Below are 12729 nucleotides of genomic sequence, written 5' to 3'. Positions count from 1 at the left end.
TGTCCTGCTGAGCCAAATGGCGTGCGTGAGGCTTGTGTTGCCGAAGGATTGCGTTCGATCCTGACGCTTCCTGTTGCCTTACGTTCGGAGCTGTCGCATGACGTCGCGTCGTTTCAGCCGCCGCTCGTTCCTCGCCACCGGCACCGCACTGGCCGGCTGGGCCGCCTTCAGCGCACAGAAAGAAGCCTTCGCCGCGGTGGCCGGACGGGCCGGCGCGAGAGCGGGCGAGGAGTGGAACGCCGCGCCCGGCACGTTCCAGGTCAACCGCGAGCCCGCCCGTCCGCGCCTGATCCCGTACCGCGACACCGCGGCCGCGCTGGCCGGGGAGACCGACCGCTCCCCGTACTACCGCTCCCTCAACGGCACCTGGCGCTTCCACTGGTCGAAGAACCCCGACGAGCGCCCGGCCGGCTTCCACGCGCCCGGCTTCGACGACCGTTCCTGGGACCGCATCCCCGTGCCGTCCAACTGGGAGATCGAGGGCTATCCGCACCCGGTCTACCTCAACATCAAGTACCCGTGGACCGGTTACGAGGACCCGCAGCCGCCGCAGGTACCGCACGAGTTCAACCCGGTCGGCTCCTACCGCCGCACGTTCACCGTCCCGGAGGACTGGGACGGCCGCCGGACCCTGCTCTCCTTCCAGGGCGTGAAGTCCGCGTTCTTCGTGTGGGTCAACGGCGAGCAGGTGGGCTACAGCGAGGACAGCTACACGCCCGCCGAGTTCGACATCACCGGTGCACTGAAGAAGGGCGAGAACAGCCTGGCCGTCGAGGTCTACCGCTGGTCCGACGGCAGCTGGCTGGAGGACCAGGACATGATCGACCTGTCCGGGATCTTCCGCGAGGTGTACCTGTACTCCGTCCCCCGCGTCCATGTGCACGACCTCTTCGTGCACACCGGACTGGACGCGGCGTACCGCGACGCGACGCTGAAGCTCTCGGCGACCGTACGGAACAGCGGCGGCGGCACGCCCGGCAGCCACCGGCTCTCCGCAACGCTGTACGACGCGCAGGGCCGGCCGGCGCTGCCCCGGCCGCTCACCGCCGACGTGCGGTTCGGCGAGGACGAGCAGGTCACGGTCGAGGCCGCCGCCGATGTGCGGGCGCCCGCCCTCTGGTCGGCCGAGGACCCGAACCTCTACACGCTCGTGACCACCCTGACCGGCCCGGACGGCAAGGCCGTCGACATCCAGCGCACCCGTGTCGGCTTCCGTTCGATCGTCTGCGAGCCGGGGCAGTTCACCGTCAACGGCGTACCCCTCGTCTTCCGCGGGGTCAACCGCCACGAGTCCGACCCGGACCACGGCCAGGCGGTGCCCGAGAAGCGGATGCTCCAGGACATCCGCATCATGAAGCAGCACAACATCAACGCGGTGCGCACCTCGCACTATCCGAACGCGCAGCGCTGGCTGGAGCTGTGCGACGAGTACGGGCTCTACGTCATCGGCGAGGCGAACCTGGAGACGCACGGCGTGCGTGACCACCTCCCCGCGAGCCTTCCGGAGTGGACCGACGCCTGCGTGGACCGCATGCGCTCGATGGTCGAGCGCGACAAGAACCATCCCTCGATCGTGGTCTGGTCGCTGGGCAACGAGGCGGGCCAGGGCGACAACTTCAAGGCGATGGCGGAGTGGGCCCGCGCGCGTGACTCCTCGCGGCCCCTTCACTACGAGGGCATGAACTCCGTGGCCGACATGGAGAGCCAGATGTACACCAAGCCGGCCGACGTCGAGAAGTACGGGAAGTCCGGCAACGCGAAGCCGTTCATCCTGTGCGAGTACGCGCACTCCATGGGCAACAGCACCGGCAACTTCCGCGAGTACTGGGACATCATCGAGCGCTACCCGAACCTGCACGGCGGCTTCATCTGGGACTACTGCGACCAGGCCATCCGGCTCCCGGTCCCCGGCGACCGCAGGCGCACCTACTTCTCCTACGGCGGCGACTGGAAGCCCGGCTACCCCACCGACGGCAACTTCTCCGGCAACGGCATCGTCTCCTGCGACCGCACCCCGCACCCCGCGATCCACGAGGTGAAGAAGGTCTACCAGGCGGTCCGGATGGCGGCCGGCGACCTGACGTCCGGGACCGTGCGGGTCACCAACAAGCAGCTCTTCCTCGGCCTGGACGCGTACGAGCTGCGGTGGGAGGTCACGCGTGACGGGGCGCGCATCCAGCACGGCACGCTCCCAGCGCCGCAGATCGAGCCGGGCCAGGACGGCACCGTACGCATTCCGTACCGGCGCCCCGCTCACCCCGAGCCCGGCGCCGAGTACTGGCTGAACCTCTCCTTCGTGCTGCGCCGCGGCACCCGTTGGGCCGACGCGGGCCACAGCGTCGCCGCCGAGCAGCTGGCCCTGCCCTGGAAGGCCGCGGCCCCGGCCGATCCCCCGGCGTCCTCGCTGCCCGCGCTCACGGTCTCCGAGACGGACAAGGCGGTCACGGTCAGCGGCAGGGACATGGAGCTGGTCCTGGACAAGTCCACCGGTACCCTGGCCGGCTACCGGCACCGCGGCCGGACGCTGCTGACCGACGGCCCGGTGCCCAACTTCTGGCGGGCGCCCACCGACAACGACATCGGCCGTGGGGCCGAGAAGTCGCTGCGTACCTGGCGGGAAGCGGGCGCGAAGCGGACCGTCGGCAGGATCACGGCCGAGCAGCCGTCCGGTTCCGAGGTGACCATCGAGGTCACCGCCACCCTGCCCACCGCACCCGCCGTCTCCACCTGGCACACCGTCTTCACCGTGCGCGGCGACGGCGAGGTCCGCGTGCGGCACACACTGAAGCCGGGGGCGGGACTGCCCGACATCCCACTGGTCGGCGCGCTGCTCACGGTCCCGGCCGGCTTCGGCACCCTCCAGTGGTACGGCCGCGGACCGCAGGAGAACTACTGGGACCGGCACACCGCCGCGTTCGTCGGCCGCCACCGCGCAGCGGTCGCCGACCGGCTCGGCCCCTACCTCCGGCCGCAGGAGAGCGGCAACGCGGTCGACGTCCGGCACGCCTCCCTGACCGACCGGGACGGCGCGGGCCTGGCCGTTCGTGCCGAACCGGGCGACAACGCGCCCCTGCTGGAGATCAACGCGCTCCACCACACCCCGGCCGACCTGGAAGGCCCCCGCCATCCCTACGAACTGAAGCCCCGCCCGGAGACCGTGCTCGGCGTCAACCACCGCCAGACGGGCGTCGGCGGCAACGACTCCTGGGGCGCGCCCCCGCTGGAGCAGTACCTCCTGCACGCGGACCGGGAGTACACCTACGGGTACCGGCTGACTCCCGCATAACGAGAGCGGCCGACGGCAGGGGGACTGGGCACGCCTGCTGATCGAGCGCCGACGGCAGGCGGTACGTGGTGCGTTCGCCGTCGGGTCAGTGGCGTTCGACGACGCGGAACCGCTCGGCGACGACCAGGGTGTCGTCGTCGACGGTGAACTCCGGGTCGCCGAGCGCCGCGCGCAGCTCCGGGCCGTGCCAGAACTCCTCGTGCGCGGCCCGCCACTCGGCGACCGTGGTGTGTCCCTCGCCCTCGTCCACGGCGTGTGCCGGGTCGACGTCCCCGAGGCGCAGCACGCGTACCTCGGTCACCTCGATGACGGCCACCGTCCGCCCCGCCGAGTCCGGGACGGCCCGCCGCTCCCCCGCCTCGGGCAGCGGCTCCCCTTCGAGGGCGTACTCCTCGGCGAGGCCCGTGGTCGCCGTCTTGGCGCCGGAGAGCACCGCCGCCACCAGCCTGTCCCGCAGCTCCCCGGGAAAGCCGAGTTCAAAGGCGGGCAGGGCGTCGTTCGAGGTCATGCCCCGGAGCCTAGGGCGCCGGCTGGGGCAGGGCCAGCGGATTACCGGGGCCCTGCGACGCCGGGTCCGGTCCGGTCCCCGCGCTGTCGTGCGGTGCCTCCGGCGACGCGGTGTCCGCGTCGCGGCGTACCAGTGCGGCGTACCGTCCGTCGGCCGCCAGCAGCTCGTCGTGCGTGCCGCGTTCGGCGATCCGGCCGGCGTCCAGGACGACGATCTGGTCGGCGTCGCGGACGGTGGAGAGCCGGTGCGCGATGGTGATCGTCGTACGGCCCGCCGAGAGCCTGTCGATGGCCCGCTGGACGGCGTGCTCGGTACGGGTGTCCAGGGCGCTGGTGGCCTCGTCGAGCACCAGTACCGGCGGGTCGCGCAGGATCGTGCGGGCGATGGCCAGGCGCTGCTTCTCGCCACCGGAGAAGCGGTAGCCCCGCTCGCCCACCACGGTGTCGTAGCCCTCGGGCAGGGCCGCGATGTGGTCGTGGATCTGGGCGGCCCGCGCGGCGCGCTCGATCTCCTCGTCGGTCGCTTCGGGCTTGGCGAAGCGCAGGTTCTCGGCGACCGAGGCGTGGAAGAGGTAGGTCTCCTGGGAGACCACGCCGACCGAGCGGGCGAGGGTGTCGAAGTCCAGCGCGCGGACGTCCACCCCGTCCAGGGTCACCCGTCCGCCGGTCACGTCGTACAGCCGCGGCACCAGATAGCTGAGCGTGGACTTGCCGCTGCCGGTCGGACCGACCACGGCGAGGCTGCCGCCCGCGGGAACGGTCAGGTCGATGCCGCTGAGCGTGGGGGCGGCGGCGGGGTCGTACGCGAAGGACACGTCCTCGAAGCGGACCTCGCCGCGCGGTGTCGCCAGCCGTACCGGCTTCTCGGGCTCGGTGATGGCCACGGGCAGGTCGAGGTACTCGAAGATGCGCTGGAACAGCGCGAGCGAGGTCTGCATCTGCACGCCGGTGGTCAGCAGCGAGGTGGCCGGGCGCAGCAGGCCCTGCTGGAGGGAGACGAAGGCGACGAGCGTGCCGAGGGAGAAGACCGGCCCGCCGACCTGGAGGACGATGCCCGCCGCCCAGTAGATCAGCGCGGGCATGGCGGCCATCACGATGCCGATGGTGGCCATCCGCCAGCGGCCCGCCATGTTGGCGCGCACCTCCAGGTCGACCAGGCGCTCGGACTCGGCGGTGAAGTTCCGGGTGAGCGAGTCGGCGCGGCCCATCGTGCGGCCGAGCAGGATGCCCGAGACGGAGAGCGATTCGGTGACGATCGCGGACATCGTGGCCATCTGCTTCTGCCGCTTGGTGGTGATGCGCTTGCGCTCGTTGCCGACGCGGCGGCTGACCCAGACGAAGAGCGGCAGCAGCAGGAGCGAGACGACGGTGAGCCGCCAGTCCAGGGCGATCATGGCCACGACGGTGGCGACCACGCTGGTGAGGTTGGAGACCAGGGAAGTCGCGGTGGAGGTGACGGTGGCCTGCATGCCGCCGATGTCGTTGGCGATGCGGGACTGCACCTCGCCGGTGCGCGTACGGGTGAAGAACGCCAGCGGCATCCGCTGGAGCTTGGCGTAGACGCCGGTCCGCAGGTCGTGCATGACGCGCTGGCCGACGGTGGTGGAGATCAGCGTCTGGAGCACGCCGAAGACGCTGTTCATCACCGCGGTGACGATCATGCCGAGCGCGAGCAGGCTGAGGAGTCCGGTGCGCCGCTCCGGGATCGCCACGTCCAGGATCTCGCGCAGCAGGAACGGCGAGGCGACGGAGACCAGGGAGGCGGCGGCCACGAGCAGGCCGACCACGGCCAGCCGGCCGCGGTAGGGGCGGAAGAGGCGCAGGATCCGGCGCAGCTGGACGGGCTGCTGCTCGTCCTTGGGCGGTGGGGTCCAGTCGACGTTGTCGGGGCGCAATGAGCTCCTTCGAGCGGTGGATGAGGGGCCGGGAACCCGGCAGGACCGGGCGTCCGTCGAGCGTAGCCGATTGTTACCTATACTCACAATGAACTTGGTCCTGGTACCCTCCGGGCATGCCCTCCCCCCAGACCGAGCCCGGCACCGGAACGCGCGCACGGAAGGACGCCGGCCCGCGCGCCGACGCGCCCGCCGCACCCGATACCGACCTCGCCGAACAGCTGGTACGGCTCACCCGGCGCATGCACCGCGCCCAGAAGCGGCACCTGGAGCCGCTCGCCCTCACCCCCGCCCAGTCCCGACTGCTGCGCATCGTGGCGCACTGCGACACCCCGCCCCGGATGGCGGACCTGGCAGCGCGGCTGGACGTCGTCCCGCGCGCCGTGACCACCCTGGTGGACGCCCTGGAGGCGGCGGACGCGGTACGCCGGGTGCCGGACCCGGCCAACCGCCGGGTGGTGCGGATCGAGCTGACCGAGACCGGCCGGACGACACTCGGGGCGCTGCGGAGCGCGCGCCGGGCCGCCGCGGAGGACATCCTTGCTCCATTGACCGCCGACCAGCGCGAGGTGCTCGGCGGTCTGCTGGCCACCCTGGTCGACGACGGGCCGGGGCGGCACCGCTGACCCGATGGGCCGCTGACGAGGAGAAGCCATGCCGTTGCTGGAGCCGGAACCGACCGCACTGCGGCCCGCCACGACCGAGGGCCCGGCGGTCGACCGGGTGGCGGACGCGCAGGCGTCCGGCACCCCCGAACCGCTGCGCGGCGACCTGACCGCGCTGCTCGGCCCGGAGAAGGTCCTGCACGGCCTCTCCGACCTGGTGAAGTACGCCTCCGACGCCAGCCCGTACCGGTTCGTCCCCCAGGTGGTCGTGGTCGCCGAGGACATCGACGACGTCTCGGCGGTCTTCTCCTACGCGCACGGCCGCGGCCGCAAGGTCGTCCTGCGCGCCGCCGGCACCTCGCTCAACGGGCAGGCGCAGGGCGAGGACATCCTCGTCGACGTACGCCGGCACTGGGACGGCATCGAGGTGCTGGGCGACGGCGAGCGCGCCCGCATCGGCCCCGGCACGACCGTCGCACGGGCCAACATCACCCTCGCCCGCCACGGCCGCCTCCTCGGCCCCGACCCGGCCAGCGCCCTCGCCTGCACCGTCGGCGGCGTGGTCGCCAACAACGCCTCCGGCATGACGGCCGGCACCACCCGGAACTCCTACCGCACCCTGGCCTCCGCCACCGTCGTCCTCCCCTCGGGCACCGTCGTGGACACCGCCGACCCGGCCGCCGACGAGGAGCTGGCCCACGCCGAACCCGCGCTGTACGAAGGGCTGCTGGCCCTGAAGACGGAGATCGAGGCCGACCCGGAACTGGTCGCCCGCATCCGCGCCAAGTACACCCTCAAGAACACCAACGGCTACCGGCTCGACGCCTTCCTCGACGGCGCCACCCCCGTCGAGATCCTGCGCGGCCTGATCGTCGGCTCGCAGGGCACCCTCGGCTTCATCGCCGAGACGGTATTCGACACCCTCCCGCTGGGCCGCCGCACCTCCACCGCATTGCTCTTCTTCCCCGATCTGCGGGCCGCTGCCGCCGCCGTCCCGCGCTTCAACGAAGCGGGCGCGCTCGCCGTGGAGCTGATGGACGGCAACACGCTGCGCGCCTCGGTCCGCGTCGCCGGAGTGCCCGCCGACTGGGCGGCACTCCCCACGGAAACGACCGCGCTGCTCGTGGAGTTCCGCGCCCCCGACGAGGAGCGGCAGGCGGCGTACGAAGCCGCCGCCGAGCAGCTGCTGAACGACCTGGAACTGGTCGCGCCGGTCGAGTCCGTCACCAACGAGTTCACCCGCGACCCGGGCACCATCGCCGGCTACTGGAAGGCCCGCAAGGCGTTCGTCACCGCGGTCGGCGGCTCCCGGCCCTCCGGTACGACGCTGATCACCGAGGACTTCGCCGTACCGCCCGAGCAGCTCGCCGACGCCTGTACGGCCCTGCTGGAGATGCAGGCCCGGCACGGCTTCGACGCCGCGGTCGCCGGCCACGCCGCCCACGGCAACCTGCACTTCCTCCTCGCGTTCGACGCCTCGAAGCCCGAGGACGTGGCACGCTACGCGGCCTTCATGGACGAGTTCTGCCGGATGACCGTGGAGCGCTTCGACGGCTCACTCAAGGCCGAGCACGCCACCGGCCGCAACATCGCGCCCTTCCTGGAGCTGGAGTGGGGGCCGCGCGCCACGGATCTCATGTGGCGGATCAAGGACCTGTTCGACCCGCACGGCATTCTCGCGCCCCGCGTCGTCCTGGACCGCGACCCGAAGGCCCACCTCCGCGGCCTGAAGACCATCCCCGAGGTCGAGGCGGTCGCCGACCCCTGCATCGAGTGCGGCTTCTGCGAACCGGTCTGCCCCAGCCGCGACCTCACCACCACGCCCCGCCAGCGCATCGTGCTGCGCCGCGAGATGATGCGCCAGCACCCGGACTCGCCGGTGACCGACGCGCTCCTGGACGCGTACGGCTACGACGCGGTGGACACCTGCGCCGGCGACTCCACCTGCAAGCTGGCCTGCCCGGTGGGCATCGACACCGGCGCGATGATGAAGGACTTCCGGCACCGGCGGCACTCCCCGCGCGAGGAGAAGACCGCCGCGCTCACCGCTAAGCGCTTCAAGGCCGTCGAGGCGTCGGCACGGCTCGCGGTCGCGGCGGCGGACCGGATCGGGCAGCGGCTCGGCGACCGGCTGCTGGAGACCGTCACGGACGCCGCCCGCAAGGCCGTACGCCCCGACCTCGTACCGCGCTGGCTGCCCGAGGTACCGGGCGCCGCGGCCCGCCGGCTGCCGCCCACCCGCAAGCAGGACGCGGTCGCCGTGTACTACCCGGCCTGTGTGAACCGCATCTTCGGCGAACCGGACGGGTACCGGGGCCCCTCGCTCCCCGAGGCCGTCGTCGCGGTCTCCCGGCGGGCCGGGAAGCCGGTATGGATCCCGGACGACGTCGCGGGCACCTGCTGCGCCACGATCTGGCACTCCAAGGGCTACGACGAGGGCAACGCCGTGATGGCGAACCGGATCGTCGAGGCGGCCTGGGGCTGGACCGCGGGCGGCCGCCTCCCGCTGGTCGTGGACGCGTCCTCGTGCACGCTGGGCATCGCCCACGAGGTGGTCCCGTATCTCACCGAGGACAACAAGCAACTGCACGCCGAGCTGACCGTCGTCGACTCCGTCGTCTGGGCGGCCGAGGAACTGCTGCCGCACCTGGAAGTGGTGCGGACCGTGGACTCCGCGGTACTGCACCCCACCTGTTCGATGCGCCACCTGGGCGACGAGGCGCAGCTGCGTACGGTCGCTGAGGCCTGCGCCCAGGAGGTGGTGGTGCCGGACGACGCGGGCTGCTGCGCCTTCGCCGGCGACCGCGGGATGCTGCACAAGGAACTGACCGAGGCGGCGACGGCCCGCGAGGCGGCCGAGGTGACGTCCCGTCACTTCGACGCGCATCTGTCGGCGAACCGCATGTGCGAGGTGGGCATGGACCACGCGACACAGGGCCGCGGGTACTACTCCGTCCTCATGGAGCTGGAGCGCGCGACGCGGCCCGCCTGAGGGGCGGGCCGCGCCTCACGTGCGCGTACGTGCGGCTCCCGCGCCGCACGCGCGCGTTCAGCTCTTGGCGTCCACGTGCAGGGCCACCGCGCCCTTCGCGGGCACGGTCAGCTGCGCCTTGCCGTCGTCGCCGACGGTGACGGTGTTGCCGTCGCAGTCGTCCGGCGCGGCCTTGGCGACGTTGCAGTACGTACCGGCCGGCAGCGAGGTCGCGAAGGACTGGGACAGCTCACCGTCCCCGGCGTTGAGGGCCACGAAGCCCTTGTCGCCGCGCCCGAAGGCGATCGCGCTCGACCCGTTGTCCCACCAGTCGGTCAGCTCGGCGCCGCCGACCGCGTTGCGGAAGCCCACCATCCCGGTGATCTCCTGCTTGGCGTGCATGTTCGTCCAGCCGTCGGCTGCGCTGGGCGGGCCCGCGTCCTTGTCGGACCACTCGTAGCCGGAGAAGACGTTCGGCGAGCCGTAGGGCGAGGCCAGCATGAAGGCATTGGCGAGGGTGTACGCCGCGCCGTCCTTGTAGGTGAGCGTCGAGCCGTTACGCTCGGTGTCCCAGTTGTCGACAAAGGTACGTGCCGACTCGCTGCTGAGCTTCCCGTCGGCGATGTTCTTGAGCTGGGCGATGCTGCCGCCCTGGAAGGCGCTCTTGAGGTGGCCCCCGTAACGGAACTCGTCGACGTCGCCGATGCCCTTGTACTCGTCGGGCTGCACCGCCTCTCCGCCCCCGTAGATGACTTCGGAGACCCAGAAACCCGGGTCGCTCATCTTGCCCTTGATCGCGGCCATGTCGTCGGCCGCCATGTGCTTGGCCGCGTCGATGCGGAAGCCGTCGACACCGAGGGAGCGCAGGTCGTCGAGGTACTCGGCGATGGTGGTCCGGACGGCGTCGCTGCCGGTGTCCAGGTCGGACAGCCCGACCAGTTCGCAGGTCTGGACGTTCTCGCGGTTGCCGTAGTCGGAGATGTCCTTGCGGCAGGCGTGGAAGTCCTGGTCCTGGAAGTACCCGGGGTAGCCGTACTTCGTGTACTGCGTGCCGCCGGTTCCGGTGCCGGACCCGGACGACATGTGGTTGATGACGGCGTCGGCGACGACCTTGACGCCCGCTTCGTGGCAGGCGGAGACCATCGACGCGAAGGCGTCCCGGTCGCCGAGCCGCCCCGCGATCTTGTAGCTGACCGGCTGGTACGACGTCCACCACTGGTCGCCCTTGATGTGCTCCGAAGCGGGCGAGACCTCGACATAGCCGTAACCGGCCGGGCCGAGCTGATCGGTGCAGATCTTGGCGACGTCCGCGTACGGCCGCTCGAACAGCGTGGCGGTGACGGTCTTCTCTCCGGGCGGGGTGGCCTGCGAGCTCCAAGGGGCGAGCGCGGCGAGGCCGCCGGCGACGAGCACACCGGCCAGCGTGCCGCCGAGTATCCGGGATCGGTGATGCAGCATGCGGCTCCTTCAACGAACGGACGCGGCAGGGAGCCGCGCCCTCGAAGGCAGCCACGCGCCGAGGCCGCCGTGGGGGGAATCCGCGAGGGAGCTTGCCTTTACGAAGTGAACACGTCAAGGCATTCCGCAAGAAATTCCAGTCACTTGCGCAAGACGGGAGTCCAAGTGTTCGCCTCAGGAGTCCAATTCGCCCCCTTGTGGCGCGTCCGTATCAACCGCCAGGGTCCTCACCGAGGTTCGCGCACACACGTCGGCATACCTCGCGGCACACGTCGTGCCGCGCTTCACCGGTACGCGCACGTCCGCACGGCGGCTGTGGCACAGGCAGCCGCCCGTACGGAGTTCCACCCGCACCCAGCCCCACCGAGGTCCACGCACGCAGCCGCCGGGCACCGTCCGCACTCCAGGAGGCCCCATGCATGACGCAAGACCCGAGCAGCACGACGACGAGAACCGCCTCCCCGGCGCCCCGGACGGCACGGAACCGGCCGCGCCCGACGGCGACGGGCCGAGCCGCCGGTCGGTCCTGCGGACCGCGGGCACGGCCGGCGCCGGCCTCGGGCTCGCCGGGCTGGGCGCGTTCGGCGCGAGCGGCACGGCGGCGGCCGCACCGGCGCCCGGCGGGGCGGCCGACACCGCCGCGGCACCGAAGCGGCGCGGCAGGACCATGATCGGCGTGCCGTTCGAGGGACGCAGCACCGTACGCGTCGGCATCGTCGGCCTCGGCAACCGCGGCGGCTCCATGATCGACCTCTTCCTCGCCGTGCCGAACACACGGGTCGTGGCGGTGTGCGACCCGGTCAAGGAGAAGACCGCCAAGGCGGCGAAGAAGGTCACCGACGCGGGGCAGCCGGCGCCCGCCGTCTACGCCAAGGGCGACCGCGACTTCGAGAACCTCTGCAAGCGCGGCGACATCGACTTCGTGTACGTCGCGTCGCCCTGGGACTGGCACTTCGAGATGGCGAAGACCGCCATGCTCAACGGCAAGCACGTGGGCGTCGAGTGCCCGGTCGCGCTCCGGCTGGACCAGCTGTGGGAGCTGGTCGACCTCTCGGAGTACACCCGCAAGCACTGTCTCCAGCTGGAGAACTGCTGCTACGGGCGGAACGAGATGCGGGTGCTGCGGATGGCGCACGCGGGCCTGTTTGGAGACCTGCTGCACGGCGCCGGGGCCTACAACCACGACCTGCGCGGCCTGATGTTCGACCCGGACTACTACGAGGGCCCGTGGCGGCGGCTGTGGCACACCCGGCTGCGCGGCGACCTGTACCCCAACCACGGGTTCGGGCCCGTCGCCAACTACATGGACGTCAACCGCGGCGACCGCGCCGTACGGATCTCCAGCTTCGGCACGCCCGCCCTGGGCCTGGCCGCGTACCGCAAGGAGCACATGCCGGCGGGCGACCCGAGCTGGAAGGAGACGTACATCGAGAGCGACCGGACGGTTTCCCTCGTCCAGACCGCCAAGGGCCGCGTGATCCGCCTGGAGCACGACGTGTCCACGCCGCACCCGTACAGCCGCATCAACAGCCTCGGCGGCACGAAGGGCGTCTTCGAGGACTACCCGGAGCGGATCTACATCGAGCCGGACCACACCAACGACGAGTGGGGCGACTTCGGCGCGTACGCCGAGTGGGACCACTGGCTGTGGAAGGAGCACGCCAACCCGCCCGGCGGCCACGGCGGCATGGACTACATGCTGGTTTTCCGGCTGACCCAGTGCATGCACCTGGGCCTGGTGCCCGACTTCGACGTGTACGACGCGGCGACCTGGACCGCGCCGGTACCGCTGAGCGACCTGTCGATCAAGGCCCACGGCAAGCCGATGGAGATCCCGGACTTCACCCGCGGGGACTGGAAGAAGGCCCGGCCGGGGATGGACTCGGAGAAGCCGAAGGCCTGACGGCGGGAAGTCTCCATGCGGGAGGCGGGGCCGGGGTCAGGTGGGCGCGGTCGGTGGCGGCGCTCACGCCGACCACGAGTACCTGGTGGTCGCGGCCATGACCG

The 12729-nt window shown here is 71.5% G+C and carries 7 protein-coding genes; 4 read left to right on the top strand and 3 right to left on the bottom strand.

The window, feature by feature from the left end:
* The first annotated feature begins 97 nt into the window (after positions 1-97).
* Positions 98-3286 (top strand): glycoside hydrolase family 2 TIM barrel-domain containing protein, encoded by a 3189-nt coding sequence (locus tag ABZ840_RS29130; protein WP_361564124.1) that lies wholly within the window; start codon positions 98-100, stop codon positions 3284-3286.
* Between the two features lie 85 nt (positions 3287-3371).
* Here ABZ840_RS29130 and ABZ840_RS29125 read toward each other — a convergent pair whose 3' ends face one another.
* Both ABZ840_RS29125 and ABZ840_RS29120 read right to left on the bottom strand, forming a co-directional pair.
* A complete protein-coding gene (locus ABZ840_RS29125) occupies positions 3372-3794 on the bottom strand; it encodes an ASCH domain-containing protein (protein ID WP_361564122.1) in 423 nt (140 codons plus the stop codon).
* A gap of 10 nt (positions 3795-3804) precedes the next feature.
* Positions 3805-5688 carry an ABC transporter ATP-binding protein gene (locus ABZ840_RS29120; RefSeq protein ID WP_361564119.1) on the bottom strand — a complete coding sequence of 628 codons (1884 nt, stop codon included), beginning with the start codon at positions 5686-5688 and terminating at the stop codon, positions 3805-3807.
* 242 nt (positions 5689-5930) lie between these two features.
* Here ABZ840_RS29120 and ABZ840_RS29115 point away from each other — a divergent pair, with 242 nt between their 5' ends.
* Positions 5931-6314: a MarR family transcriptional regulator gene (locus ABZ840_RS29115; protein WP_361564491.1), complete on the top strand. Its 384-nt coding sequence runs from the start codon at positions 5931-5933 to the stop codon at positions 6312-6314.
* A 28-nt stretch (positions 6315-6342) separates the two neighbouring features.
* Positions 6343-9285 carry an FAD-binding and (Fe-S)-binding domain-containing protein gene (locus ABZ840_RS29110; RefSeq protein WP_361564116.1) on the top strand — a complete coding sequence of 981 codons (2943 nt, stop codon included), beginning with the start codon at positions 6343-6345 and terminating at the stop codon, positions 9283-9285.
* 57 nt (positions 9286-9342) lie between these two features.
* Here ABZ840_RS29110 and ABZ840_RS29105 read toward each other — a convergent pair whose 3' ends face one another.
* A complete protein-coding gene (locus ABZ840_RS29105) occupies positions 9343-10722 on the bottom strand; it encodes an alpha-amylase family protein (protein ID WP_361564114.1) in 1380 nt (459 codons plus the stop codon).
* 415 nt (positions 10723-11137) lie between these two features.
* On the opposite strand from ABZ840_RS29105, the gene ABZ840_RS29100 reads away from it, so the two are divergent.
* Positions 11138-12625: a Gfo/Idh/MocA family oxidoreductase gene (locus ABZ840_RS29100; protein WP_361564111.1), complete on the top strand. Its 1488-nt coding sequence runs from the start codon at positions 11138-11140 to the stop codon at positions 12623-12625.
* Positions 12626-12729: the final 104 nt, after the last annotated feature.

The sequence above is a fragment of the Streptomyces sp. NPDC047117 genome, from assembly GCF_040643545.1.
Taxonomy (GTDB): domain Bacteria; phylum Actinomycetota; class Actinomycetes; order Streptomycetales; family Streptomycetaceae; genus Streptomyces.
This window is presented reverse-complemented; position numbering and strand designations above follow the sequence as displayed.

Excerpts from the sequence above, each read along its gene's own strand:
- ABZ840_RS29115 (WP_361564491.1), top strand. The coding sequence starts at position 5,931 with ATGCACCGCGCCCAGAAGCGGCACCTGGAGCCGCTCGCCCTCACCCCC.
- ABZ840_RS29105 (WP_361564114.1), bottom strand. The coding sequence starts at position 10,722 with ATGCTGCATCACCGATCCCGGATACTCGGCGGCACGCTGGCCGGTGTG.
- ABZ840_RS29100 (WP_361564111.1), top strand. The coding sequence starts at position 11,138 with ATGCATGACGCAAGACCCGAGCAGCACGACGACGAGAACCGCCTCCCC.
- ABZ840_RS29130 (WP_361564124.1), top strand. The coding sequence starts at position 98 with ATGACGTCGCGTCGTTTCAGCCGCCGCTCGTTCCTCGCCACCGGCACC.
- ABZ840_RS29110 (WP_361564116.1), top strand. The coding sequence starts at position 6,343 with ATGCCGTTGCTGGAGCCGGAACCGACCGCACTGCGGCCCGCCACGACC.
- ABZ840_RS29125 (WP_361564122.1), bottom strand. The coding sequence starts at position 3,794 with ATGACCTCGAACGACGCCCTGCCCGCCTTTGAACTCGGCTTTCCCGGG.